This is a genomic window from Mycobacterium terramassiliense (assembly GCF_900157385.1).
In the GTDB taxonomy this organism is placed as follows: domain Bacteria; phylum Actinomycetota; class Actinomycetes; order Mycobacteriales; family Mycobacteriaceae; genus Mycobacterium; species Mycobacterium terramassiliense.
In genome coordinates, this window is the sequence record NZ_LT717698.1 from 398,112 (window position 1) to 422,616 (window position 24,505).

26 protein-coding genes are annotated in these 24,505 nt (G+C 71.1%); 4 read left to right on the forward strand and 22 right to left on the reverse strand.

Going from position 1 to position 24,505, the window contains the following annotated elements; all coding sequences use genetic code 11:
- Positions 1 to 60: 60 nt before the first annotated feature.
- The 7 genes from MTAB308_RS03870 to MTAB308_RS03900 all read right to left on the reverse strand — a co-directional run bounded on the left by MTAB308_RS03870 (position 61) and on the right by MTAB308_RS03900 (position 7,675).
- On the reverse strand, positions 61 to 447 hold the full coding sequence (locus MTAB308_RS03870) for a DUF2752 domain-containing protein (RefSeq protein WP_108637181.1): 387 nt from the start codon (positions 445 to 447) through the stop codon (positions 61 to 63).
- Positions 448 to 534: 87 nt separating this feature from the next.
- Positions 535 to 2,433 (reverse strand): prolipoprotein diacylglyceryl transferase, encoded by a 1,899-nt coding sequence (locus tag MTAB308_RS03875; RefSeq protein ID WP_077098042.1) that lies wholly within the window; start codon positions 2,431 to 2,433, stop codon positions 535 to 537.
- Positions 2,430 to 3,245, reverse strand: a complete 816-nt coding sequence (trpA, locus tag MTAB308_RS03880; protein WP_077098044.1) for a tryptophan synthase subunit alpha — start codon at positions 3,243 to 3,245, stop codon at positions 2,430 to 2,432. The genes MTAB308_RS03875 and trpA overlap by 4 nt, the downstream gene beginning before the upstream one ends.
- Positions 3,242 to 4,516, reverse strand: a complete 1,275-nt coding sequence (gene trpB / locus MTAB308_RS03885) for a tryptophan synthase subunit beta (RefSeq protein ID WP_216823643.1) — start codon at positions 4,514 to 4,516, stop codon at positions 3,242 to 3,244. The genes trpA and trpB overlap by 4 nt, the downstream gene beginning before the upstream one ends.
- Before the next feature lie 32 nt (positions 4,517 to 4,548).
- On the reverse strand, positions 4,549 to 5,367 hold the full coding sequence (trpC, locus tag MTAB308_RS03890; RefSeq protein ID WP_077098048.1) for an indole-3-glycerol phosphate synthase TrpC: 819 nt from the start codon (positions 5,365 to 5,367) through the stop codon (positions 4,549 to 4,551).
- Between the two features lie 99 nt (positions 5,368 to 5,466).
- Positions 5,467 to 6,144, reverse strand: coding sequence for a TIGR02234 family membrane protein (locus MTAB308_RS03895; RefSeq protein ID WP_077098050.1), 678 nt, complete (start codon positions 6,142 to 6,144; stop codon positions 5,467 to 5,469).
- Positions 6,137 to 7,675: an anthranilate synthase component I gene (locus MTAB308_RS03900; RefSeq protein WP_077098052.1), complete on the reverse strand. Its 1,539-nt coding sequence runs from the start codon at positions 7,673 to 7,675 to the stop codon at positions 6,137 to 6,139. Before MTAB308_RS03900 ends, MTAB308_RS03895 begins: the two co-directional genes overlap by 8 nt.
- A 109-nt stretch (positions 7,676 to 7,784) precedes the next feature.
- Between MTAB308_RS03900 and MTAB308_RS03905 the strand changes: the two genes are divergently transcribed.
- Positions 7,785 to 8,249: a peroxiredoxin gene (locus MTAB308_RS03905; RefSeq protein WP_077098055.1), complete on the forward strand. Its 465-nt coding sequence runs from the start codon at positions 7,785 to 7,787 to the stop codon at positions 8,247 to 8,249.
- Between the two features lie 27 nt (positions 8,250 to 8,276).
- Here MTAB308_RS03905 and MTAB308_RS03910 read toward each other — a convergent pair whose 3' ends face one another.
- Genes MTAB308_RS03910 through MTAB308_RS03920 form a run of 3 tightly spaced genes read right to left on the reverse strand, consistent with a single transcriptional unit; the run spans position 8,277 to position 11,133 of the window.
- A complete protein-coding gene (locus tag MTAB308_RS03910) occupies positions 8,277 to 9,380 on the reverse strand; it encodes a calcium:cation antiporter (protein ID WP_077098057.1) in 1,104 nt (367 codons plus the stop codon).
- Between the two features lie 54 nt (positions 9,381 to 9,434).
- Positions 9,435 to 10,274: an SAM-dependent methyltransferase gene (locus MTAB308_RS03915; protein WP_077098059.1), complete on the reverse strand. Its 840-nt coding sequence runs from the start codon at positions 10,272 to 10,274 to the stop codon at positions 9,435 to 9,437.
- A gap of 7 nt (positions 10,275 to 10,281) precedes the next feature.
- On the reverse strand, positions 10,282 to 11,133 hold the full coding sequence (locus tag MTAB308_RS03920) for a helix-turn-helix domain-containing protein (RefSeq protein ID WP_425436179.1): 852 nt from the start codon (positions 11,131 to 11,133) through the stop codon (positions 10,282 to 10,284).
- A gap of 54 nt (positions 11,134 to 11,187) precedes the next feature.
- On the opposite strand from MTAB308_RS03920, the gene MTAB308_RS03925 reads away from it, so the two are divergent.
- On the forward strand, positions 11,188 to 12,744 hold the full coding sequence (locus MTAB308_RS03925; protein ID WP_077098061.1) for a serine/threonine-protein kinase: 1,557 nt from the start codon (positions 11,188 to 11,190) through the stop codon (positions 12,742 to 12,744).
- Here MTAB308_RS03925 and hisI read toward each other — a convergent pair.
- The 8 genes from hisI to hisD all read right to left on the reverse strand — a co-directional run bounded on the left by hisI (position 12,741) and on the right by hisD (position 19,186).
- On the reverse strand, positions 12,741 to 13,088 hold the full coding sequence (gene hisI, locus MTAB308_RS03930; protein ID WP_077098063.1) for a phosphoribosyl-AMP cyclohydrolase: 348 nt from the start codon (positions 13,086 to 13,088) through the stop codon (positions 12,741 to 12,743). The two genes, MTAB308_RS03925 and hisI, sit on opposite strands and share 4 nt — an antisense overlap.
- Positions 13,085 to 13,879, reverse strand: coding sequence for an imidazole glycerol phosphate synthase subunit HisF (gene hisF / locus MTAB308_RS03935; RefSeq protein WP_077098065.1), 795 nt, complete (start codon positions 13,877 to 13,879; stop codon positions 13,085 to 13,087). The genes hisI and hisF overlap by 4 nt, the downstream gene beginning before the upstream one ends.
- Before the next feature lies 1 nt (position 13,880).
- Positions 13,881 to 14,681 carry an inositol monophosphatase family protein gene (locus MTAB308_RS03940; RefSeq protein WP_077098067.1) on the reverse strand — a complete coding sequence of 267 codons (801 nt, stop codon included), beginning with the start codon at positions 14,679 to 14,681 and terminating at the stop codon, positions 13,881 to 13,883.
- 4 nt (positions 14,682 to 14,685) lie between these two features.
- A complete protein-coding gene (priA, locus tag MTAB308_RS03945; protein ID WP_077098069.1) occupies positions 14,686 to 15,429 on the reverse strand; it encodes a bifunctional 1-(5-phosphoribosyl)-5-((5-phosphoribosylamino)methylideneamino)imidazole-4-carboxamide isomerase/phosphoribosylanthranilate isomerase PriA in 744 nt (247 codons plus the stop codon).
- A gap of 82 nt (positions 15,430 to 15,511) precedes the next feature.
- Positions 15,512 to 16,129: an imidazole glycerol phosphate synthase subunit HisH gene (hisH, locus tag MTAB308_RS03950; RefSeq protein WP_077098071.1), complete on the reverse strand. Its 618-nt coding sequence runs from the start codon at positions 16,127 to 16,129 to the stop codon at positions 15,512 to 15,514.
- Positions 16,126 to 16,743: an imidazoleglycerol-phosphate dehydratase HisB gene (hisB, locus tag MTAB308_RS03955; RefSeq protein ID WP_077098073.1), complete on the reverse strand. Its 618-nt coding sequence runs from the start codon at positions 16,741 to 16,743 to the stop codon at positions 16,126 to 16,128. The genes hisH and hisB overlap by 4 nt, the downstream gene beginning before the upstream one ends.
- The gene (locus MTAB308_RS03960) at positions 16,740 to 17,876 is read right to left on the reverse strand and encodes a histidinol-phosphate transaminase (RefSeq protein ID WP_077098075.1); all 1,137 of its coding nucleotides are present in this window, start codon (positions 17,874 to 17,876) and stop codon (positions 16,740 to 16,742) included. The genes hisB and MTAB308_RS03960 overlap by 4 nt, the downstream gene beginning before the upstream one ends.
- Positions 17,873 to 19,186 (reverse strand): histidinol dehydrogenase, encoded by a 1,314-nt coding sequence (gene hisD, locus MTAB308_RS03965; protein ID WP_425436180.1) that lies wholly within the window; start codon positions 19,184 to 19,186, stop codon positions 17,873 to 17,875. The genes MTAB308_RS03960 and hisD overlap by 4 nt, the downstream gene beginning before the upstream one ends.
- A gap of 79 nt (positions 19,187 to 19,265) precedes the next feature.
- Between hisD and MTAB308_RS03970 the strand changes: the two genes are divergently transcribed.
- Positions 19,266 to 19,685, forward strand: coding sequence for a nitroreductase family deazaflavin-dependent oxidoreductase (locus MTAB308_RS03970; RefSeq protein WP_077098080.1), 420 nt, complete (start codon positions 19,266 to 19,268; stop codon positions 19,683 to 19,685).
- Positions 19,686 to 19,806: 121 nt separating this feature from the next.
- On the opposite strand, the gene MTAB308_RS03975 is transcribed toward MTAB308_RS03970, so the two are convergent.
- The 4 genes from MTAB308_RS03975 to nadA form a co-directional block, all read right to left on the reverse strand.
- Positions 19,807 to 20,085 (reverse strand): hypothetical protein, encoded by a 279-nt coding sequence (locus MTAB308_RS03975; RefSeq protein WP_245831245.1) that lies wholly within the window; start codon positions 20,083 to 20,085, stop codon positions 19,807 to 19,809.
- An 81-nt stretch (positions 20,086 to 20,166) separates the two neighbouring features.
- Complete coding sequence (gene nadC / locus MTAB308_RS03980) at positions 20,167 to 21,027, reverse strand: carboxylating nicotinate-nucleotide diphosphorylase (protein ID WP_173842109.1); 861 nt, start codon at positions 21,025 to 21,027, stop codon at positions 20,167 to 20,169.
- A gap of 2 nt (positions 21,028 to 21,029) precedes the next feature.
- Entirely contained in the window at positions 21,030 to 22,607 is a 1,578-nt protein-coding gene (locus MTAB308_RS03985) for an L-aspartate oxidase (RefSeq protein ID WP_077098081.1), read from the reverse strand.
- A complete protein-coding gene (gene nadA, locus MTAB308_RS03990) occupies positions 22,604 to 23,662 on the reverse strand; it encodes a quinolinate synthase NadA (protein WP_077098083.1) in 1,059 nt (352 codons plus the stop codon). The genes MTAB308_RS03985 and nadA overlap by 4 nt, the downstream gene beginning before the upstream one ends.
- 46 nt (positions 23,663 to 23,708) lie before the next feature.
- Here nadA and MTAB308_RS03995 point away from each other — a divergent pair, with 46 nt between their 5' ends.
- Positions 23,709 to 24,419, forward strand: coding sequence for an NUDIX hydrolase (locus MTAB308_RS03995; protein ID WP_077098085.1), 711 nt, complete (start codon positions 23,709 to 23,711; stop codon positions 24,417 to 24,419).
- Positions 24,420 to 24,505: the final 86 nt, after the last annotated feature.

The window sequence follows — 24,505 nt, forward strand, 5'->3', positions numbered from 1 at the left end:
GAACCAGCATAGTCGTGCGGCGCGGGCGCAGCCCGAGTTAACCGATTGGACGCAGCGCGGCTACCCACTGAGGACGGTCGGAACAAGAGGGAAGCCCGGCAGGTTGCGCAGCACCGTCCACGCGATCGCCACGGCCGTGACCGTCACCACCGCGGGCGTCGACAGCACCGGCTTGCCGCGACGGCGGCGCAGCAGAATCCAACCGGCGAGCGCCGGGATGGCAAACAGGAGCAAGACGTTGTCGTTGATGGTGGCCATCAGGTCACCGTGCAGCAGGTCGTGCGTCATGCGAAGGCCGCCGCACAGCGGGCAATTCCAGCCGGTGAGCCACTTGAACGGGCACAGCGGATAGACCGAGTGCGTGTTGTGCGGATCGACCAGCGCGACGTAACCGACCGCGCCAGCCAGCAGCGCGCCGGTGCCCGCCGCGGCGTACGTCCGGTTCACGTTCTCAACCTTAGTGCGCCGAACGTCGAGTAGTTGCGCGGAACCACGGATCTGGCGCAACAACCCGACGTTGGACGGGCTTGGCCGCTAGCGGCCCCGCCGGTTCCGCAGTCGGAAGCTCACTCGCCTCCGCGTTGCGGCCGAGGTCTCCACCGCGGCCTCGTCGGCCGCGGCGTCCGCGGCGTCCGGCTCGGGTTCCGAATCGGCTTCGGGCTCTTCGTCTTCGGGCTCGGCTTCAAGGTCTTCAGGCTTCGCTTCAAGGTCTTCGGGTCCGGGTTCGGCAACCTCGGCCTCCGTGGCCTCCGTGGCCTCGGCCTCCTCGGCCTCCTCGGCCTCCTCGGCCTCCTCGGCTTCCGGTTCTTCCTCCTCGGCCTCCTCGGCTTCCGGCTCCGCGGTTTCGGTTTCCCCGGCCTCCGCCACGGCGGCCTCGCCCTCGGCGACTTCGGCTTCCGCCTCCTCGCCCTCCTCGGCCTCCTCGGCTTCCGGCTCCTCGGCCTCCTCGGCTTCCGGTTCTTCCTCCGTGGCCTCCTCGGCTTCCGGCTCCGCGGTTTCGGTTTCCCCGGCCTCCGCCACGGCGGCCTCGCCCTCGGCGACTTCGGCCTCCGGCTCCTCGGCCTCCCCGGCCTCCTCGGCCTCCGGTTGTTCCGCTTTGGTCTCTTCGGCTTCCGCTTGTTCCGCTTCGGCCTCCGCGACTTCGGCTTGCGGCTCCTCGGTCTCGGCCTCTTCCGCTTCGTGTTCCGGCTCTTGAGATTCGGGCGCCGCAACCTCGGCTACGGCGGCGTCGGATTCGGCCGCTTCTTCCGCTTCGGGTGGGGCAACCTCGGCGGTTTGGGCCTCATCGGCCACCGGTTCCGCGCCCGCGGTCTCGGCCTCTGCCGTTTCAGGCTCGGCGGTGTGCGACTCCGGAACTTCGGCTTCCGTTTTCACGGCCTCGGTTTCGGCTTCCGCTTCCACGGCCGCGACCGGTTTCGACCGTCTCCGCGGAATCAACCGTCTCGCCGTCTTGCCCGCCGACAGGACACCGGCGACCGTGGCCGCCGCCACCACCGAAGCGCCGGTGATCGGCTCGGGTTCGGGTTCGGTCTGCGGCTTGGGTGCCGGCGCGTTCTCCGGCACGGGATAGCCGGTGTGCAGGCTCGCGGGGTCTTCGCGGCCCTTCGGCGCCAGGATGATGTACACCACGGCCCCGATGAACACGAAAGTCGATGTGAACACGTTGATCCGGATCCCGGCGATCAGCGTGGCCGTGTCGTTGCGCAGCAGCTCGACGCCGAAGCGCCCGACGCAGTAGCCGGCGACATACAACGCGAACAGTCGCCCGTGACCGAACTTGAACCGCCGGTCCACGTAGATCAACGCGACGAAAACCAGGACGTTCCAGATCAATTCGTAGAGGAACGTCGGGTGCACCACGAACGCGACCTGCCCGGTCGAAACGCCGTCGAGCGAATGCGGATCCACGTATCCGGAGGGGTCGCGCCGGTAGAAGATCTGCAAACCCCACGGCACCGCGGTTTCGCGGCCGTAGAGCTCCTGGTTGAAATAGTTGCCGAGCCGACCGATGGCCTGCGCCAGGATAATTCCCGGGGCAATGGCATCCCCGAAGGCGGGCAGCGGAATTCCCCGGCGCCGGCAGGCGATCCACGCGCCGACGCCGCCCAGCGCCACCGCGCCCCAGATGCCCAGGCCGCCGTCCCAGATTCGCAGCGCCGCGCCGAACCCGGCGCCGCCCGGACCCCAGTAGGTCCGCCAATCGGTGGCCAAGTGATAGAGCCGGCCGCCCACCAATCCGAACGGCACGGCCCACAGCGCGATGTCGTAGATGACGCCGCGCTGGCCGCCTCGGGCCTCCCAGCGCCGGTCGCCGATCATCAGCGCAACCACGATGCCGGCGATGATGAACAGCGCGTAGGCGCGAATGGGCAGCGGCCCGAGGTGCCACACGCCCCGCGGCGGGCTGGGGAAATACGCGAGCACCCGCGTCATGACGCGGCCGCCCGATGGCGCACGCCGGCGGCCAACTCCTCGGTCAGCGCGCGCAGGGCGGGCAGACCGCCGTCGCCCAGCGCCGATACCAGCGCGGACCCGACGATGACGCCGTCGGCGTAGCCGGCGATCTGCGCGGCCTGGTCCCGCGACCGCACACCCAGGCCGACGCCGACGGGGATGTCGGACACCTCCCTGACCCGACGCACCAGCTCGGGCGCGGCGTGCGACACCGCGTCACGAGCCCCGGTGACACCCATCGTCGAGGCCGCATAGACGAAGCCGCGCGATGCCTGCACCGTGGTCGCCAGCCGCTCCGGCGTCGAGGAGGGCGCCACCAGGAAGATGCGATCCAGCCGATGGGCGTCGGAGGCCGCCAGCCACTGCCCGGCTTCGTCGGGGATGAGGTCGGGGGTGATCAGGCCGTGCCCGCCGGCCGCCGCCAAATCCCGGGCGAACGTGTCAACGCCGTAGCGCAGCACCGGATTCCAGTACGTCATCACCACCGCGCGGCCGCCGGCCGCGCTGATCGCGTCGACCGCGGCCAGCGTGTCCCGTACCCGCACTCCCCCGTGCAGCGCGGCCTCGGTCGCGCGGGCGATGGTCGGGCCGTCCATGCCGGGATCCGAATAGGGCACGCCGACTTCGATAATGTCGCAACCACATTCGACGAGGGCGGTCATCGCGTCGATGGAGGTGGGCACGTCGGGGTAGCCGGTGGGCAAATAACCGATCAGCGCCGCGCGGTGCTCACCGCGGCAGGACTCGAAAGCCGGGCCCAGCCGGCTCGCCTCGCTCTGTTGCACGGTCATTGCTCGTCGGACCCCAAGATGCCGAACCACTTCGCGGCCGTCGCGACGTCCTTGTCGCCGCGGCCCGACAGGTTGACCACGATGACGGCGCCACTGCCCAATTCGGCGCCGAGCCGCAGCGCCCCGGCCACCGCGTGCGCCGATTCGATGGCCGGGATGATGCCTTCGGTGCGGCACAGCAGGCCGAACGCGTCCATCGCTTCGGCGTCGGTGATGGGCCGGTACTCGGCGCGTCCGGTTTCGCGGAGCCAGGCGTGTTCGGGGCCCACGCCGGGATAGTCCAGACCCGCTGAGATCGAATGGGATTCGACCGTCTGGCCGTCCTCGTCCTGCAGCAGGTAGGAGAACGACCCCTGGAAGGCCCCGGGCGAACCGCCGCTGAACGTCGCCGCATGCCTGCCGGTCTCGACGCCGTCGCCGGCCGCCTCGAATCCGACCAGCCGCACGCCGGGATCATCGATGAAGGCGTGGAAGATTCCGATCGCATTGGATCCCCCGCCGATGCAGGCGGTGACGGCATCGGGCAGCCGGCCCGCCTGCGCCTGGATCTGCACGCGCGTCTCCAGGCCGATGACGCGCTGGAAGTCGCGAACCATGGTGGGGAACGGATGCGGTCCGGCCGCGGTGCCGAAGCAGTAGTAGGTGTCGTCGGCGTTGGTAACCCAGTCGCGGAACGCCTCGTTGATGGCGTCCTTGAGCGTCCGGGAGCCGGTTTCCACCGAGACGACCTCGGCGCCCAGCAGCCGCATCCGGGCCACGTTGAGCGCCTGCCTGGCGGTGTCCACGGCGCCCATGTAGACCACGCAATCGAGTCCGAGCAGCGCGCAGGCCGTGGCCGTGGCCACGCCGTGCTGCCCGGCCCCGGTCTCGGCGATCACGCGGTTCTTGCCCATCCGCTTGGCCAGCAGCGCCTGGCCGAGGACGTTGTTGATCTTGTGAGATCCGGTGTGGTTCAGGTCTTCTCGCTTGAGGAAGATCCGTGCCGAGCCGGCGTGCTCGGACAGGCGGGTGGCCTCGTACAGCGGCGAGGGGCGGCCGGTGTAGTTGGCCTGCAACGCGTCGAGCGTGTCGAGGAAGTCGGGGTTGACGCGTTCCTTCTCGTAGGCGGCGGTGACCTCTTCGATCACCGCCATCAGCGCCTCGGCGACGTAGCGGCCGCCATAACCACCGGGGCCGCCGAAATGACCACCCGGATCGGGGTCGTGGCGGGTGGGTTCGGCGATGGCCGCACTCGAAAGCGGGAGCTCCGGGCGGGACAGGTCTACCATCACCAATTCTCGACGCGGGGACAGCTCATCGGCGGCTAACGCGACGGTTTGGGGCAGGACGGATGGGTGCCCGCGGTGACCAGATCGGCGACCGCCGCGCGCGGGTCGCCGCTTTTGACCAGACCCTCGCCGACCAGAACCGCGTCGGCGCCGGCGCCGGCGTAGGCCAGCAGGTCGCCGGTGCCGCGGACGCCGGATTCGGCGATCCGGATCACGTTGCTGGGCAGGCCCGGCGCGATGCGGGCGAAGCAATCCCGGTCCACTTCGAGCGTCGCGAGGTCGCGGGCGTTGACGCCGATGACATTGGCCCCGGCCTTCAGCGCCCGGTCGGCCTCTTCCTCGGTGTGCACTTCGACCAGGGCCGTCATGCCGAGCGATTCGGTGCGGTCCAGCATCGACACCAACGCCGACTGTTCCAGCGCGGCGACGATCAGCAACAGCATGTCGGCGCCGTGCGCGCGCGCCTCGTGAATCTGGTAGGGCTGCACCACAAAGTCCTTGCGCAACACCGGAATTGACACCGCGGCCCGCACCGCGTCAAGGTCGTCGAGCGAGCCGCGGAAGCGCCGCTCCTCGGTCAGCACGCTGATGATCCGGGCGCCGCCGTCTTCGTAGGCCTGGGCCAGCTTCGCCGGATCGGCAATGGGCGCTAGCGAACCCGCCGACGGGCTGGCGCGTTTGACCTCGGCGATGACGCCGATACCGGGCTCACGCAAGGCGGCCATCACGTCCAGCGGTGGTGGCGCCGCCGCGGCGGCCGCCTTGATTTCCGTCAGGCTGACAATGGCTTCGCGCGCGGCAACGTCGGCCCGGACTCCCTCGAGGATGGAGTCAAGCACGGATGCCGGACTCATGCCTGTCGTTCCTTCCCACTGCCATCACGCTGTCGCCACGTTTACTTAGCCGATTTCGATGACGTCAATGAAGGGTAGCGACCGTCGCCGCGCGGCCCGTCACCGACCCTCGGTGTCGGACTCGCGGGCCCGATCGGTCGGGTCACGTCCCTCGTCAAGCGCATCCCAGATCATCCGCTCCGACATATCCGAGTTCTCCGGCATTTCACTGCCCTCCAGCATCGCCCCGCCGGCGTCGTCGCGTCGCGCATTCGATCGGCGGGTCGCGGGCGCGGCGTATTTGGTTGCGCTTTCGCGGGCCAGGCTCCCCGACCGCATCAACAGCACGGCCGCGGCCAGCGTGCACACCGCGGCGGCGACCGCGATCCCGGCCCCCCAGTACCGCCGCTCGCTTCCCACCAGGAACATCACCGGGATGTGCGCCAGGTCGGCGCCGCGCACCGCGACGTCGGGAATCACCCACAGGCTGACCCCGAGATAGCCGACCGCGAGGCTGGCCATCGCCAGCAGCCCCGCCAGCACCCGCAGCGGCCAGCCGCGCACGGCGAGTGCCGCCACGGCGGTGGCCAGCATGAGCAGCGCCAACGGCAGCAGCGCCGACGACCACGTCCCCCCGGACAGCGTCGCCTGCTTCGGCTGGCCCAGGCCGTCGAACGAGCGCACCACCACCCACGGCAGGCGCGACGCCACCCACAGCGCCACCGCGGCCACCATCAGCAGCAGCTGGGCGACGACGATCGTGACCCGGCCCGCCCGGGCCGGGCGCGCATCAGCCATTGCGGCCCGGCTGCGGCGCCGTCAGCGTCTCGGCGGCCGCGATCGCGTTGAGCACCGCCCGTGCCTTGTTGGCGGCCTCCGTGTATTCGTAGGGGCCGTTGGAATCGGCCACCACGCCGCCGCCGGCCTGAACGAAAGCGGTGCCGTCGCGCATCAACGCGGTGCGGATGGCGATCGCGAAGTCGGCGTTGCCGGCGAAGTCGAGGTAGCCGACCACGCCGCCGTAGAGGCCGCGGCGCGTCTTCTCCACCTCCTCGATCAGCTCCATGGCCCGCACCTTGGGCGCGCCCGACAGCGTGCCGGCCGGGAAGCAGGCCGTCACCGCGTCCAGCGCGGTCCGGCCCTCGCCGAGCATCCCGGTCACCGTCGACACCAGGTGCATGACGTGGCTATAGCGTTCGATGTGGCTGTAGTCGTCGACGCGCACGGTGCCCGGCGTGCAGACGCGGCCGAGGTCGTTGCGGCCCAGGTCCACGAGCATCAGGTGCTCGGCCCGCTCCTTGTTGTCGGCCAGCAGCTCCTTTTCCAGCAGCTGATCCTCTTCGTCGGTCTGCCCGCGCCAGCGGGTTCCGGCGATCGGATGCGTGGTGGCCCAGCCGTCGGCGACGGTGACCAGTGCCTCCGGGCTGGATCCGACGATCGAAAAGTCCGTAGCCCCAGCGCTATTGGGCACGTGCAACAGATACATGTAGGGGCTCGGGTTGGTGGCCCGCAGCATCCGGTACACGTCGATGGGATCGACGTGGGTGTCCATCTCGAAGCGCTGCGAGGGCACCACCTGGAACGCCTCGCCGGCAGCGATCTGCTCGACGAGGTAGTCGACGATCTTGCCGTACTCCTCGACGGTGCGCTGCGCCCGGAACACCGGCTCCGGCTTGCCGAACGTGGCCACCGTCGACGGCAGCGGCTGACCCAGCGCGCCGGTCATCACGTCCAGCCGCGCGACCGCGTCGTCGTAGGCCTCGTCGACCCGCTCGTCGGTGCCGTTCCAGTTCACGGCGTTGGCGATCAGCGTGATGGTGCCCTCGTGGTGGTCGACGGCCGCCAGGTCGGTGGCCAGCAGCAGCACCAAGTCGGGCAACCGCAGGTCGTCGACGGCCAGCCCGGGCAGCCGTTCCAGGCGGCGCACCAGGTCGTAGGCGAAGAACCCGACCATGCCGCCGGACAGCGGCGGCAACCCGGGCACCGCGGCGGTGGCCAGCAGCTCCAGGGTGTCCCGCAGCGCGCGCAGCGGGTCCCCGCCCGTCGGCGCGTCCTGCGGCACGGCGCCCAGCCACACCGCCTCGCCGTCGCGCACGGTCAGCGCCGACGGCGCTCCCGCGCCCACGAACGACCATCGCGACCACGACCGGCCGTTCTCGGCGGATTCGAGCAGGAACGTGCCGGGCCGGTTGGCGGCGAGTTTGCGGTAGGCCGACAGCGGAGTCTCGCTGTCGGCCAAGACCTTGCGGGTCACCGGAACCACACGGTGCTCCGCCGCGAGATGGCGGAACTCCTCCCGTGACGTGGTGGCGGCGAGATGGGCGTGCACCGCCCCATCCTCCCAGATGGGTCGCCGCGTCGATCGGGCGTAGCCCGGCGCCGATGCGGCCCGCAAGGGGCCGACGAGAAGTCGGGCAATCCGGCGTAGCGTGACGCCCATGAAACCTGGTGACACCGTGGCCGACTTCGAGCTCCCCGACCAGACGGGTACCCCCCGCAAGCTCAGCGACCTACTGGCCGACGGGCCCGTGGTCCTGTTTTTCTACCCCGCCGCGATGACGCCCGGCTGCACCAAGGAGGCCTGCCACTTCCGCGATCTGGCCGCGGAATTCGCCGCCGTCGGGGCCAACCGGGTCGGCATCAGCGCCGATCCCGTGGAGAAACAGGCCAAGTTCGCCGACCTGCGCAAGTTCGACTACCCGCTGCTGTCGGACACCGAGGGCACCGTCGCCACGCAGTTCGGCGTCAAGCGCGGCCTGCTGGGCAAGCTGATGCCGGTCAAGCGCACGACCTTCGTCATCGACACCGACCGCAGGGTGCTCGACGTCATCGCCAGCGAATTCAGCATGGACACCCACGCCGACAAGGCGCTGGAGACGCTGCGGGCGCGTTCGTCCGCCTAGCGCGGTATCAGCCTGGCGCGCCGCCGGTCAGGGGATCACCGCCAGGAACACGTACGCGGCCAGCAACACCAGGTGCACCTCGCCCTGCAGCCGCGTGGCCCGGCCCGGCACCACGGTCAACATGCTGATCACCACCGTCAGCGCGAGCAGCACCAGCTGGGTGGGCGCCAGGCCGAGCACCAGCGGGCCCTTGAGCCAGATGCTGGCCAGCGCGATGGCCGGGATGGTCAGCCCGATGCTGGCCATCGCCGAGCCATAGGCCAGGTTCAGGCTGGTCTGGATGCGGCCGCGCCGCGCCGCACGCACGGCGGCGAGCGTCTCGGGCAGCAACACCAGCATTGCGATCACCACCCCGACAAACGTCTGCGGGAATCCGGCGGCGGTCACCAGGCGTTCGACCGCCGGCGATTCCTGCTCGGCCAGGCCCACCACCGCGACCAGCGCGACCAGCAGCAGCACCAGGCTGATCAGCGCCGACCGGGCGGTCGGCGGATCGGCGTGGTTCTCGTCCTCCTCGAAGAGCTTCTTTTGGCCCCGCTGCGCGACGGGCAGAAAAAAGTCGCGATGGCGGACGGTCTGGGTGAAGACGAACAACAGGTACAGCAGCAGCGACGTGACCGCGGCGAAGATCAGCTGCCCGGGCGAGAACTCCTTGCCCGGGTGGCTGATGGTGAACGCGGGCAGGGCGAGGCTGAGCGTCGCCAACGTGGTGAGCGTGGCCAGCGCGGCCCCGCTGCCCTCGGCGTTGAACAACGTCACGCCGTACCGACGGGAGCCCCACGACAGCGACAAACCGGCGATCCCGTTGGTGGTGATCATGAACGCGGCGAACGCGGTGTCGCGGGCCAGCGTGGCCGCCTCGTTGCCCCCCGACGCCATCAGCTCGACGATCAGGGCCACCTCGATGACCGTCACCGCGCCCGCGAGCACCAGGGACCCGAACGGCTCGCCGACGCGGGCCGCGACCACCTCAGCGTGCTGCACGGCGGCCAGCACGGCGCCGATCAACAGCGCGGCCTGCAGCGCGATCAGCGCCGGCCCGAGGTGCTCGTGCCAGGTGGCCGTCAGCACGACGACGGCGACCAGCGGCACCACCGCGGTCCAGGACGTCCAGGGCAGCCGTTTTAGCATCGCCCGCCATTCTCACTGAATGGGCCTCCCGATGCGCGACCGGCGGCCGCGGGCTCAGGCCGTATTCAGGCCTTCCTTGACGGCGATCACGAAATAGCCGCGCGGTACGCCGGGCACGTCCAGCGGAACGACCGGGTGCTCCCACCGGTGCCACCTGGTCCCGGGTTCGGCCACATCGGTGACCACGGCGCTCCAGCCGTGCCGCTCGACGAGGGCGGCCGGCGCGTCGGTGCCGAACGTCCAGGGCGCGCCAAGCCGACGCATGAATTGCCGGGTGGACTGCAGGAACGGCGCCTCCAGCAACGCCCGGCCGATCACGTTGTACAACAACACATCCCCCGGGGCCGACAGCGTGTCAACCCGCGCGAACAGGGTGTCGACGGCCGGTGCGTCGAGGTACTGCAGCAATCCCTCCACCAACCACGCCGTCTTGGCCGATGACGTAAATCCCTGTCCAAGAAGCGCTTTCGGCCAATCATCGGCGAGGTCGATGCCGACCGGCACGCGGCGACACCGGGCCGGTGCGCCGGCCAGTCGCCGGTCCTTGGTCGCGATCACCTCGGGCTGGTCCACCTCGTAGACGGTCGCGCCTGGGCGCCACGGCAGGCGATACGCGCGAGCGTCCATCCCCGCGGCCAGGATCACCACCTGCGACGCCCCGTCGGCCTGCGCGCCAAGCAGCGCCTCGTCGAAAAACCTTGTGCGGATTGCGATCTCGGCGGGTGACTGTCCGGTCGCGGCCACGGCGTCGGCGAGCAACCGTCGACCGTCGTCGCCGGCCAACCGCTCCGCGAAGGGGTCGGTGAAAAGCGGGTCGTCGCGGCGAGATTCCTCGGCGCGCACCGCCGCCGCGAGCAGTCCGGTGGCCGCTACGGCGGCTTTGGTGCTGTCCATGCTCCGATCATGGCCGCCCGGACGCGGCGGGTATTGGATATTTGTGCCGCCCGACCGGGACATGACTGGGCAGCACGAGCCGTTGCCGGCCGTATTGCGTCGGCGTCATCGCGGTGAACGAGCGGAAGTCGCGAACGAAATGCGCCTGGTCGAAATAGCCGGCTTCGGCCGCGAGACGCGCCCCGCCCGCCGTACCCTCCCCGAGGCGGTGCAGCGCCGCCTGCAGGCGCCGCACCCGCGCATAGGTTTTGGGCGCCAGGCCCACCTCCGCCCGGAACAGCGCGATCATGCGCTTGGTCGACCACCCCGTCAGGCGGCGCACCTCCGCCATCCGCACCGAGGGATCGGCCTCGATCGCCGCCAGCGCGGCGGCGACACCGGGATCGCGGCGCACCGAGAACCGCGCCCGCGACAGCAGAAAGTCTTCGAGGATGCCAAAGCGGGCGGCCGCCGACGGGGCCGCGATGAGGCGCTCGTGCAGCGCGCGCCCGCCGCGCCCCCAAATCTCCTCCAGGCCGACGGCCAGGTCTTCCACCTCGCCGAGCGGAACGCCGAGGAACGGGAAAGCGCCGCCGGGCCGGAAGTGGATCGCCATGGCGGGCTCGTCGGCCGCGATGTCGGTGATGTACGACCCGCCGTGCGGCCCGGCCACGACCGCGGGCGGAACCGGCAGGCGGGTGCCCCCGTCGGCGGTGTAGAAGTCCAATCGCTGGCGCAGCCCCACGTCGAACACGATGGTCACCGCGCCACGCGGCAGCGCCCGGCTCCGGTAGCTGGACCCGCGGTGTCGCCAATGCCCGAAGAATTCGACGTATTCGGCCAGGGGCGGTGGCGGCCGGTACAGCGTGGGGCGGTACAGCACGGCAGGTCCTTTCTGCCATATTCGGGGCTCGGCCCTCAGTAACATGCTCACATGCCGAAGAGCGATGCGGGCGCTGGAGGCCGGAGCGACGGCCTGACCGAGGGACAGGTGTTCGCCGGGTACACGATCATTCGTCGGCTCGGTTCCGGCGGCATGGGCCAGGTGTATCTGGCGCAGCACCCGCGGCTGCCCCGCCGCGACGCCCTGAAGATCTTGCCGCGGGAGCTGACCGCGAACGACGAATTCCGGCAGCGGTTCAACCGGGAGGCCGACCTGGCCGCGAGCCTGTACAACGAGCACATCGTCGGCATCCACGACCGCGGCGAGTACGACGGGCAGCTGTGGATCTCGATGGACTACGTGGAGGGCACCGACGCCGCGAGGCTGCAGCGCACGAAATACCCGTCGGGGATGCCGAAAGCCGATGTCGTCGAGATCATTTCGGCCGTCGCCGACGCGCTCGACTACGCCCACGAGCGCGGGCTGCTGCACCGCGACGTCAAGCCGGCGAACATCCTGCTGACCGAAGCGAGCCCCCGGCGACGGATCCTGCTCGCCGACTTCGGCATCGCCCGCGAACTGGGGGACATCAGCGGGCTGACCGCGACCAACATGCTGGTGGGCACCACCGCCTACTGCGCGCCCGAGCAGCTTCAGGGCGCGGATCTGGACGGGCGCGCCGATCAATACGCGCTCGGCTGCACCGCGTTCGACCTGCTGGCCGGGTCGGCGCCCTTCCGCCACTCGAACCCGGCGGTGGTCATCACCCAGCACCTGTCCGCGCCGCCGCCCAGCATCAGCGAACGCCGCCCCGAGCTGGCCGACCTCGACGGCCCCCTCGCCAAGGCGCTCGCCAAGAAACCCGAAGAGCGCTACCCGACGTGCGCCGAGTTCGCGGCGGCTCTCAGCAGCCAGCTGCGCACCGCCGCGTCCGAGGTGACGGCCGGTGCCACCGAGGTCATTCCGGCACCGACCGAGGTCATCGCCAAGCCCCGCGGCGCGCCGCCAGCGCCCAAGGCGCGCGCCGGCTCCCGGGGACCGGCGGTGGCGATCGGGGCGCTGGTCGCCGTCGCGGTGGTGGCGGTGGGCGCCTACTTCGGCGTCCGCGCGCTCGGCGCCCGACATCACCAGCACAACAACGCGACCGCGCCCGCCCAATCGGCCGCGCCGCCGGCGCCCGGCGGCGCCACCGCGCCCCCCGGCAACGCCGGGCCCTCGGCGATCAAGCTGTCGGGCCAGATCACCGATCAGGTGGGCGTGCTCGGCCCCCTCGAGTACGACGCCGTGAACCGGGCCCTCACGAGGCTCTACAACGGGCGCGGCACCCGGCTCTGGGTGGTGTACGTCCAAAACTTCGGCGGCCTGAAGCCGTTCAAGTGGGCCGAAAATGCCATGGTGGCCAACAATTTCACGGACAGCGACGCCATCCTGGCCATCGCCACCGAGGGGCCCGCCTTCTCCTTCCGGGTGCCCAACGCGGTGATCACCGGGAAGGCCATCGACCTCGAAATGATTCGGCGTGACCGCATCTCGCCGGCGGTGTTCCGGCACGAATGGGCCCGCGCGGCCATCGCCGCCGCCCAGGGGCTGGACGTCGCGCCCGGCTAATCGGAGGGTTGCAGCAGCACGTCGGCGTCGAAGCAGCTGTGGTCGCCGGTGTGGCAGGCGCCGCCGACCTGGTCGACGGTCAGCAGCACGGTGTCGCCGTCGCAATCCAGGCGCACCGAGTGGACGCGCTGGGTGTGGCCGGACGTCGCGCCCTTGATCCATTGTTCGCCGCGGGAGCGCGAATAGTACGTGGCCTCGCGGGTTTCCAGGGTGCGGGCCAGCGCGTCGTCGTCCATCCACGCGACCATCAGCACGTCGCCGCTGCCGCGCTCCTGCACGACGGCGGCGATCAGCCCCTCGGCGTTGCGCTTGAGCCGCGCGGCGATGTTCGGGTCGAGCGTCATCGAACCGTGATCTTTTCTGCGGCCATGGCGGCCTTCACCTGGCCGATCGTCAGCTCGCGGAAATGAAAGACGCTGGCGGCCAACACCGCATCCGCCCCGGCGGCGACGGCGGGCGCGAAGTGTTCGACCGCCCCGGCCCCGCCGCTGGCGATCACCGGCACCGTGACCGCCGCGCGCACCGCGCGCAGCATCGGCAGGTCGAACCCGGCCTTGGTGCCGTCGGCGTCCATCGAGTTGAGCAGGATCTCGCCCACCCCGAGGTCGGCGCCGCGGGCCGCCCACTCCACCGCGTCGATGCCGGTGCCGCGGCGCCCCCCATGGGTGGTGACCTCCCAGCCCGACGGCGTCGGCTTAGGCCCATCGGGCCTGATTGGCACCGCGCGGGCGTCGACGGACAGCACGATGCATTGCGAGCCGAATTGCGTTGCCATTTCCGCCAACAGGTCGGGGCGGGCGATCGCGGCTGTGTTGACCGAAACCTTGTCGGCCCCGGCGCGCAGCAGCGTGTCGACGTCAGCCACCGTGCGCACCCCGCCGCCGACCGTGAGCGGGATGAACACCTGCTCGGCGGTGCGGCGCACCACCTCGAGCATCGTCGCCCGGCCCGACGAGGACGCCGTCACGTCGAGGAAGGTCAGCTCGTCGGCGCCCTCCGCATCGTAGGCCGCCGCCAGTTCCACGGGATCGCCTGCGTCGCGGAGGTTTTCGAAGTTGACGCCCTTGACCACCCGCCCGGCGTCGACGTCCAGGCAGGGGATCACGCGCACGGCGAGACCGGTGTCGGCGTACATCTTAGTAGTCCCCCGGATCGCCGACGGCGCTCAGGATGTCGAGGATCTCCCCGTGCGCGCCGGGCGCGGCGGCCAGCACCGAGTCCGACACGGGGGTCCACGGTTTGCCGGCCAGGTCGGTGACGATGCCACCGGCGGCCCGCACCTGCGCCACACCGGCGGCGTGGTCCCATACGTGGCCGCCGAAAGTTATTGCGGCACTGACGATCCCGTCGGCGACGTAGGCGAGGTCGATCCCGGTTGACCCGTGCATGCGCAACCGCGAGGACACCCGGCTCAGGTTCTCCAGCAGCGCAATCCGGTAGCGCCCCGGGAACCGGCCCCGCGAGTCCGCGCTGAACGTGCCGACCGCGAGGAGGCTCTCACCCAGCCCCGTGATTTCCAGCGGCGGCTGCGGCGCACCGTTTTTGACCAGCGGGCCGCCCGCGACGGCGGTGTAGCGCTCGTCGATGAACGGCAACCAGGTCAGGCCCGCCACCGGTTCGCCGTCGTGCAGCAGGGCCAGCAGGATCGCGGCCATCGGCGACCCGGCGGCGTAGTTGAAGGTGCCGTCCACGGGATCCAGCACCCACACCCACGGCGAGTCCACGTCGGTGCCGCCGAACTCCTCCCCGTGCACGCCGATCCCGGTGGTGGCCTGCAGCGCGGTGACGACCTGCCGCTCGATCGCGAGATCGACCTCGGTGGCAAAGTCGTTGCCCTTCTTGGCAACCGCGGAGTCGGCGCGGTGTCCGTCCAGGAAGCGCGGCACGGCGGCATCGAGGATCTTCGACGCCACCGACACCAGTGCGTTGAGGTCCATGCGCCTACGCCCTCACCGCGGCCAGCGCCTGCGGCAGGGTGAACCGCCCGGCGTAGAGCGCCTTGCCCACGATGGCGCCCTCGACCCCGCGGTTGGTGAGCGTGGCGATGGCGCGCAGGTCGTCCAGGCTGGACACGCCACCCGACGCGATCACCGGCGCCTCGGTGCGGTCGGCCACGGCGGCCAGCAGCTCGAGATTGGGCCCTCCGAGCGTGCCGTCCTTGGTGACGTCGGTGACGACGAACCGCGAACACCCTTGACCGTCAAGGCGTTCCAGCACCTCCCACAGGTCGCCGCCATCGGTCTCCCAGCCGCGCCCCCGCAACCGGTGCTCGCCCGCTGGATTGTTTTTGTCGACCTGCACGTCCAGGCCGACGGCGACCTTGTCGCCGTGCTCGCCGATCGCCCGGGCGCACCATTGCGGGTCCTCCAGCGCCGCGGTGCCCAGGTTGACCCGCGCGCACCCGGTGGCCAGCGCGGCGGCCAGCGAGTCGTCGTCGCGGATGCCGCCGGAGAGCTCCACGGCGACGTCGAGCTTGCCCACCACCTCGGCGAGCAGCTCCCGGTTGGAGCCGCGCCCGAACGCGGCGTCCAAATCGACCAGGTGGATCCACTCGGCCCCGTCGCGCTGCCAGCCCAGCGCGGCGTCGAGCGCCGAGCCGTACTCGGTTTCGCTGCCGGCCTTGCCCTGCACCAGGCGCACGGCGCGGCCGTCGACCACGTCGACCGCCGGTAACAGAATCAACACAGCCCCTCCCGAGCGCCGAAAGTGCCACTGGCGACGCCTCTTCTCGGCGTTTGCGTCGCCGGTTGCACTTTCGCGAAGGTGTTCACAGTCCCTCGACCCAATTGCTCAACACGGCCGCGCCGGCGTCGCCGCTCTTTTCCGGGTGGAATTGGGTGGCCGACAGCGGCCCGTCCTCGACCGCGGCCAAAAACGGCACCTGGTGGGTGGCCCACGTCAGCACCGCCCCGCCCGAGCCCTCCCAGCGCTGCGCGGCGTAGGAGTGCACGAAATAGAACCGGGCGCCGGCGTCCAGCCCTTTGAACAGGACGCTGCCCGGCCCGGAAGCCACCACGTTCCAGCCCATGTGCGGGATCACCGGGGCGTCCAGGCGGGTGACGGCGCCCGGCCACTGCCCGCAGCCCTTGGTCTCCACCCCGAATTCGACGCCGCGGGCGAACAGGATCTGCATGCCGACGCACACCCCCAGCACCGGACGCCCGGCGGCCACCCGCTCGGCGATGATCCGCTCCCCCGCGATCTTGCGCAGCCCCGTCATGCACGCCTCGAAGGCGCCGACGCCGGGCACCACCAGCCCATCGGCGGCCGCCGCGGCGTCCGCGTCGGCGGTCACCTCCACCGACGCGCCGACCCGCTGCAGCGCGCGCTGGGCCGACCGCAGGTTGCCCGAGCCGTAGTCCAGGACCACAACCGATTTCGTCACAGAACACCTTTGGTGGACGGCACGCCCGATACCCGGGGATCGAGCTCGACGGCCTGGCGCAGCGCGCGGGCCACCGCCTTGTACTCGGCCTCGGTGATGTGGTGCGGGTCGCGTCCGTGCAGGACGCGGACGTGCAGCGCGATGCGGGCGTTGGAGGCCAGCGTTTCGAACACGTGCCGGTTGACGACGGTGTGGTAGGGCACCGAGCCACCGGCGATCGTGGTGTGCTGCAGGTGATCCGGCTCGCCCGTGTGCACGCAGTAGGGGCGGCCGGACACGTCGACCGCGGCGTGCGCCAGCGCCTCGTCCATCGGGATGAAGGCGTCCCCGAAGCGGCGGATGCCCTTCTTGTCGCCCAGGGCCTGCCCGAGGGCCTGGCCCAGCGCGATCGCGGTGTCCTCGATGGTGTGGTGGCCCTCGATCTCGACATCGCCCTTGGTGCGCACCGTCAGGTCGAAGCTGGCGTGGCTACCCAGGGCCGTCAGCATGTGGTCGTAGAACGGCACGCCGGTGTCGACGTCAACCTGGCCGGTGCCGTCGAGGTTCAGCTCGACGACGATGTCGGATTCCTTGGTACGCCGCTCGATGCGCGCGCGTCGTGCTTCGGTGCTCACTGGGCTCCTACTGGTGTGGCGGGGGCCAATTCGGTGGCCGCGATCTGGGCGCTGACGCGCAGGAACGCATCGTTCTCCTCGGCCAGCCCCGTGGTGGCGCGCAGGTAGCCCGCAATCCCGACGTCACGGATCAAGACGCCGGCCTCCAGGTAGCGCTGCCAGGTGGCCGGGGCGTCGGCGAACTCCCCGAACAGCACGAAGTTGGCGTCGCTCGGGATGACCCGAAATCCCATGCCGCTCAACGCCTTGGTGACGCGCTGCCGCTCGGCGATCAGGGTGGCGACGCTGCCCAGCGTGTCGTCGGCGTGGCGCAGCGCGGCCCGGGCCGCGGCCTGGGTGACCGACGACAGGTGATAGGGCAGCCGCACCAGCAGCATCGCGTCGATCATCGCCGGCGTGGCGATGAGGTATCCGAGCCGGCCGCCGGCGAACGCGAACGCCTTGCTCATGGTGCGGGTGACGACGAGCTTGGTCGGGTACTCCTCGATCAGCGCCACCGCGCTGGGCTGCGAGGAGAATTCGCCGTAGGCCTCGTCGACGATCAGGATGCCCGGCACCACCTCGAGCAGCCGGCGCAGCTCCGGCAGCGAAACGCTCTGTCCCGACGGGTTGTTGGGGCTGGCGATGAACACGACGTCGGGTTGGCGTTCGGCGACGGCGGCGACCGCCGCCTCCACGTCGAGGCTGAAGTCGTCGGCGCGTCCGGCCTCGAGCCACTCGGTGCGGGTGCCGTCGGCGATGATGGGGTGCATCGAGTAGGACGGGACGAACCCGATCGCGGTGCGCCCCGGCCCGCCGAACGCCTGCAGCAGCTGCTGCAGGATCTCGTTGGAACCGTTGGCGGCCCAGAGGTTTTCGACTGTCAGCAGGGTGCCGGTCTGCGCGGTGAGGTAGGCCGCCAGGTCGCGGCGCAGCGCCACGGCGTCGCGATCGGGATACCGGTGCAGCTCCGCGGCGGCCTCGCCCACCGACCGCACCACGTCGTCGACCAGCGCCCGGGTCGGGGGGTGCGGGTTCTCGTTGGTGTTCAGCCGCACCGGAACCGCCAATTGCGGTGCCCCGTAGGGCGATTTGCCGCGCAGGTCGTCGCGCAGGGGCAGGTCGTCCAGCGTCGGATTTTTGGGTTCGGTCATCGCTCGAACCTCCGCCGTACCGCCTCGCCGTGCGCCGGCAGGTCCTCGGCCTTGGCCAGCGTGACCACGTGTCCGGACACGTCCTTGAGCGCCGCCTCGGTGTAGTCCACGACGTGGATGCCGCGCAGGAAGGTCTGCACCGACAGGCCGCTGGAATGCCGGGCCGAGCCGCCGGTCGGCAGCACGTGGTTGGACCCGGCGCAGTAGTCGCCGAGGCTGACCGGCGCGTAGGGGCCGACGAAAATCGCTCCGGCCGAACGGATTCGCCCGGCCACCCGCGACGCGTCGACGGTCTGGATCTCCAGGTGCTCGGCCGCGTAGGCGTTGACGACCTCGACGCCGGAGTCCAGGTCGTCGACCAGGATGATCGCCGACTGCGATCCACGCAGCGCGGTCGTCACGCGGTCGCGGTGCACCGTCGTTCGCAGCTGGGCGGCCAGCTCGGCCTCGGTGGCCGCGGCCAGGTGCTCGCTCGGGGTCACCAGCACGCTGCCGGCCATCTCGTCGTGCTCGGCCTGGCTGATCAGGTCGGCGGCCACGTGCGCGGGATCGGCGGTGTGGTCGGCCAGGATCGCGATCTCCGTCGGCCCGGCCTCGGCGTCGATGCCCACCCGCGAGCGGCACAGCCGCTTGGCCGCGGTGACGTAGATGTTGCCGGGCCCGGTGATCATGTCGACGGGCGCGAGTTCCGAACCGTCGGTGTCGGTGCCGCCGTAGGCCAGCAGCGCGACGGCCTGCGCGCCGCCGACGGCCCACACCTCTTGGACGCCCAGCAGCCGGGCCGCGGCCAGGATCGTCGGGTGCGGCAGCCCGTCAAAGCGGGCCTGCGGCGGGCTGGCCACCACCAGCGAGCCGACCCCGGCGGCCTGCGCCGGCACCACGTTCATCACGACGCTCGACGGGTACACCGCGTTGCCGCCCGGCACGTACAGGCCGACGCGCTCGACGGGTACCCAGCGTTCGGTCACCGTCGCCCCCGGGCCCAGGGTGGTGGTGACGTCCGCGCGCCGCTGGTCGGCGTGCACGGCGCGGGCGCGTTCGATCATCACCCGCAATGCCTCGGACACGTCGGGGTGCAGCTCCGTCAGCGCCGTGTCGAGCGCCGCGCCGGGCACCCGCACGGCCGCCGGGCGCACCCCGTCGAACGACGCCCCGTACTCCAGCGCCGCGTCGGCCCCGCGCTCGGCGACGGCCGCCACGATCGGGCGCACCGTGGGCAGCACGCTGTCCACGTCGGCGCCGCCGCGGGGCAGCGCGGCCCGCAGCCGGGCGGCCGTCAGCTCCGCGCCGCGCAGGTCAATGCGCGCGATCGGCGACGGTTGGGAAGGGGTCACGTTGTTCATTGTCCCAGAGCAGCTCAAGTCGTTATCCGGCCGGTACAGTGCCGTCATGTCCAAAAAGGATCACCCCAACAACGCCCCGGGCGTTCCGATGGTTTTCCCCGTCTGGTTTGAGAACTTTCAGGTCAAATACCTCAACAACGCGCTCAAGCCGATCGCGCGTTTCCTGCCCGGGACCGGGACCATCGAGCATCGCGGCCGCACGTCCGGCAAGCCGTACAAGACCATCGTGACGGCCTACCGCAAGGGAAACGTGCTGGCGATCGCGTTGGCCCACGGCAAGACCGACTGGGTGAAGAACGTGCTGGCCGCGGGCGAGGCCGACCTGCGCTTTGCCCGTCGCCAGGTGCACATCACCAATACCCGGATCCTGCCGGCCGGCTACGACGGCCCGGAGGCGCAAAACCTGCCGCGGATGGCGCGCATGCAGCTGGGCCGGGTCGGGGTCTTCGTCGGCGATATCGCCTGATTTCGGGTCGCCGCCGCGGTCGAGTGTGCGCTGCGGGCTTTGCGTGTGCGCACAGGGCGGGATTCCGGCGATTTCGGCTCCCTGGGCGCACACTCAAGGCCCTGGATGCACACCCAATGCGCTACGCCCGGGTGTAGACGGTCTTGCCGGTCATCGTCGGCCACGCCGAGGGTGCGTCCTCCCAGGCGACGACGCGGTCGACGGCGGCCGACAGGTCCAGGCCGCCGTCGAGCAGCTCGGGCACCGGCGGGATGGCCGTTCGGGCGCTGACGCGTCCGGTGATGAATCGCACGCCGCGGGTGTACATCGGCAGCAACGGCATCTCGACCTTGTATTGCGGGTAGATCCCGGTGTCGGTGCACACGCCGTCCGGCCAGGTGGCGCGCAGTGCGGCCGACAACAACGCCGGATCGCCGGTGGTGTGCGCTGGACGCCGCCAAGCCCGCCGCGCGCAGCCTGCTGCGCGGCTGAGCGGAAGGTGCTACATGTCCAGGCCGATGTCGAGCGCGCGCACCGAGTGGGTCAGCGCCCCGACGGCCAGGTAGTCGACGCCGGTCGCGGCGTAGGTCGCGGCATTCTCGAGGGTGAGCCCGCCCGACGACTCGAGCAGCACGGCGGGCGCCCTGGCGTCGCGGCGCTGCACGGCCATCTGCGTCTGCCACACCGGGAAATTGTCCAGCAGGATCAGCTCGGGCTTTTCGCCCAGCACCTCGTCCAGCTGCTCGAGCGAGTCCACCTCCACCTCGCACGGCAGGTCGGGAGCGGCCTCGCGCACCGCGCGCAGCGCGTCGACCACCGAGCCCGCGGCCGCGGCCGCGACGTGGTTGTCCTTGATCAGCGCCGCATCGCCGAGCCCCAGGCGGTGGTTGACGCCCCCGCCGACGCGCACCGCGTACTTCTGCAGCGCCCGCAGGCCGGGCAGGGTCTTGCGGGTGTCGCGGACCTTGGCCTTGGTGCCGTGCACCGCATCGACCCACGCCGCGGTCGTGGTGGCGATCCCCGACAGGTGGCAGATGAGGTTCAGCGCGGTGCGCTCCGCGGTCAGCAGCCCCCGGGTCTCCGCCCGCACCGTCAGCGCCGACTCCCCCGGCCGCAACCGGGCGCCGTCCTCGACGCGATCGAGCACCTGGTAATTGCCGGCGCCGAGCACCTCGTCGAGGACCAGCAGCGCGACGTCCACGCCGGCGATCACCCCGGGCTCGCGGGGCACCATGGACGCCGTGGCCTGCGCCCCGGCGGGCACCGTCGCCTGGGTGGTGACGTCGGGCCCGTAGCGCAGGTCCTCGTGCAGGGCGCGCCGGATGGCGTCCCGAGCGGCCTCGAGTTCGCAGTCGGACAGCATCGTCAGCCCACCGCCGCCAGCGCCTCCACCAGCACGGAGTTGCCGTCGCCGGCCAGCCGGAGCACGCTGCTGCGGCCCTGTTCCGGCGCGGCGTCCGGGTACTCCGCGCGGTGGTGGCAACCGCGGCTTTCGTTGCGCGCCAAGGCGCCCGCGGTAACGGCCCGGGCGGTCAGCGTCAACGCGACGTCCTCGAAATCACCGCGGCCGGCGATGTTGCGCCCCGGCGCCCCGGACAGCTCGTCGGACAAGCGGTTCAGCCCGGCGGCGTCGCGCACCACCGAGGCGTGCCGGCTCATGGCGCGGTGCAGGTCGCCACGACGCAAGGCGGTGGGCTCGGGGGGCTCGGGGGCCGCCGCTCGCACGCGCCCGGTCGCCGCCGCGTGCGCCGCCGCCGCGCGTCCGGCGCGACCGCCGACCACCAGGCCCTCGAGCAGGCTGTTGGACGCCAGGCGGTTGGCACCGTGCATTCCGGTGCGCGCCACCTCGCCGGCGGCGAACAGCCCCGGCAGCTCCGTCTGCCCGCACACGTCGGTGACGACGCCGCCGCAGCTGTAGTGCGCGCCGGGAACCACCGGGATGGCCTGGCGGACGGGGTCGATCCCGGCGTCGCGGCACGCGGCGGTGACGGTGGGGAACCGGGCCTCGAAGCCGGCGATGCCGCGCGCGTCGAGGAAGACGCAGGGGTCGCCGGTCTCCCGCAGTCGCGCGTCGATGGCCGCCGCGACGACGTCGCGCGGCGCCAGGTCGCCCATCGGGTGGACGCCGGCCGTGACCGAATTGCCTTGGCCGTCAAGCAAAACCGCGCCCTCACCGCGGATGGCCTCGGTGACCAGCGGGCGCCGGCCGCCGGCTCCGCCGCCGTAGAGCATCGTCGGGTGGAACTGGATGAACTCGACGTCGCTGACCGGCACGCCGGCCCACAGCGCCAGCGCGACGCCGTCGCCGGTGGAGCCGTCGGGGTTGGTGGTCGCCCCGTAGAGGTGCCCGAGCCCGCCGGAGGCCAGGATCACCGACGGCGCGCTGACGATCCCGAAGCCGTCCGCATTGCCCACCCACACCCCGGTCACCGCGGCACCGTCGTGCAGCACCCGCAGGGCCACGTGGCCGGTGCGGATGTCCAGCGTGGCCGCGGCGTGGTCCAGGGCGCGCTGCACCTCGGCTCCGGTGGCGTCGCCGCCGGCGTGCACGATGCGGCGCCGCGAGTGGCCGCCCTCGCGCGTCACGTCCCAGCGCCCCGGGACGGCTTCGTCGAATCGCGCTCCGTCGCCGACCAATTCGGACACCGCGCGGTAGCCGTCGGCGACGATCGAGCACACGGCGTCGGGATCGCACAGGCCCGCACCGGCGGCCACGGTGTCGGCGACGTGGGCCTCGACCGAGTCGTCGTTGTCCGGCAACACCACCGCGATGCCGCCCTGGGCGTAGTGGGTGGCAGTCACCCCGCGCGCCTGGTCCGCCTTCGACAGGACCACCACGCGGTGCCCGGCGCGATGCGCGGCCAGCGCGGCGGCCAGTCCGGCCACGCCGGTGCCGATGACGACGACGTCGGCGGCGTCGGTCCAGTTGGTACGGCCCATCATTCGCCGCCGCCCGGCTGGCCGATCTCGATCATTCGCTGCACGCTGCGCCGGCCCGCCGCCGCGATCTCGGGGTCGACGTGCACCTCGTCGGCGCCCTCCACCAGGCAGCGCAGCAGGGCCGCCGGGGTGATCATCTTCATGTACTTGCAGGAGGCGCGGTCGTTGACCGCGCGGAAGTCGACTTGCGGTGCGGCCCTGCGCAACTGGTGCAGCATGCCGACCTCGGTGGCGACCAGGACCTTGCGCGCGCGGGTCTCGTGCGCGGCGTCGAGCATGCCGCCGGTGGACAAGATCCTCACCCGTTCGGCCGGGAAGGCGCCCTCGCCGGCGAGGTACAACGCCGAAGTGGCGCAACCGCATTCGGGGTGGACATAGAGCTCGGCATCGGGGTTGGCCCGCGCCTGCTCGGAAAGCTCGTCGCCGTTGATGCCGGCGTGCACGTGGCATTCACCCGCCCACACGTGCAGGTTTTGGCGACCCGTCATCCGGCGCACATGGGCGCCGAGGAATTGATCCGGGCAGAACAGCACCTCGCGGTCGGGGTCGATGGACTCGACCACGTCGACGGCGTTGGACGAGGTGCAGCAGATGTCGGTGAGCGCCTTCACCGCGGCCGTGGTGTTGACGTAGGAGACGACGACGGCGCCGGGGTGCTCGTCCTTCCAGGCGCGCAACTCGTCGGCGGTGATGGAATCGGCCAGCGAGCAGCCGGCCCGCTGGTCCGGGATGAGCACGGTCTTATCCGGGCTGAGGATCTTGGCGGTCTCCGCCATGAAATGCACGCCGCAGAACACGATGGTGTCCTCGGGCGCGTCGGCGGCGATCCGCGACAGCGCCAGCGAGTCGCCCACGTGGTCGGCGACGTCCTGGATGGCGGGCAGCTGGTAGTTGTGCGCGAGCAGGGTGGCGCCGCGCAGCTTCGCCAGCCGCCGGACCTCGGCCGCCCACCGCTCGTCGCCCTCGACGCCGCCGTAGCCGGCGGGAGTGTCGGTGATGCGGCCGGGCAGGTCGTCCCCGTTTTCGTCGAGCGTGTCCATGCGAGTCAAAACCGTCATGGCGGCTCCTTTCGCGCCGGGAGGTTTTCGACTTACAATCGAAAACATGGGCCATACTAGCACTGAACACGAGGTGCTCGCGGTCGTGTTCCAGGTTCGCCAGGTAACGGGGCCGCCGCGCCGAGAAAAACCCCAGCTGAACGTGCTGTTATGGCAGCGTGCCAGGGATCCGCAGCGGGGCGCGTGGGCGCTGCCGGGCGGGCGGCTACGCAGCGACGAGGACATGACCACTTCGGTGCGCCGCCAGCTGGCCGAAAAGGTCGACCTGCGAGAGCTGGCTCACTTGGAGCAGCTTGCTGTGTTTTCCGACCCACACCGGGTGCCGGGGGCCCGGGTGATCGCGTCGACGTTTTTGGGGCTGGTGCCCTCCCCCGCGATTCCCGAGCTGCCGCCGGACACCCGCTGGCACCCGGTGAATTCCCTACCGCCGATGGCGTTCGACCACGGCCCGATGGTGGAGCACGCGCGCGCCAGGCTGGTGGCCAAGATGTCCTACACCAACATCGGGTTTGCCTTGGCGCCAAGGGAATTCGCGCTTTCCGCGCTGCGCGACATCTACGGCGCGGCGCTGGGCTACCAGGTCGACGCGACGAACCTGCAGCGCGTGCTGGTTCGGCGCGGCGTCATCAGCCAGACCGGCACGATCGCCCAATCCGGCCGCAGCGGCGGGCGCCCGGCGGCGCTCTACCACTTCACCGACTCCCGGCTGCGGGTTACCGACGAATTCGCCGCGTTCCGGCCGCCCGGCCAGCTGTGAGCGGCTCTCCCCCGACACGCCGGTACATTGGGGACAGCACCTTCGCCGCTGAGCTGCAGAGACCGACGAGAACTGGCTCACAACGC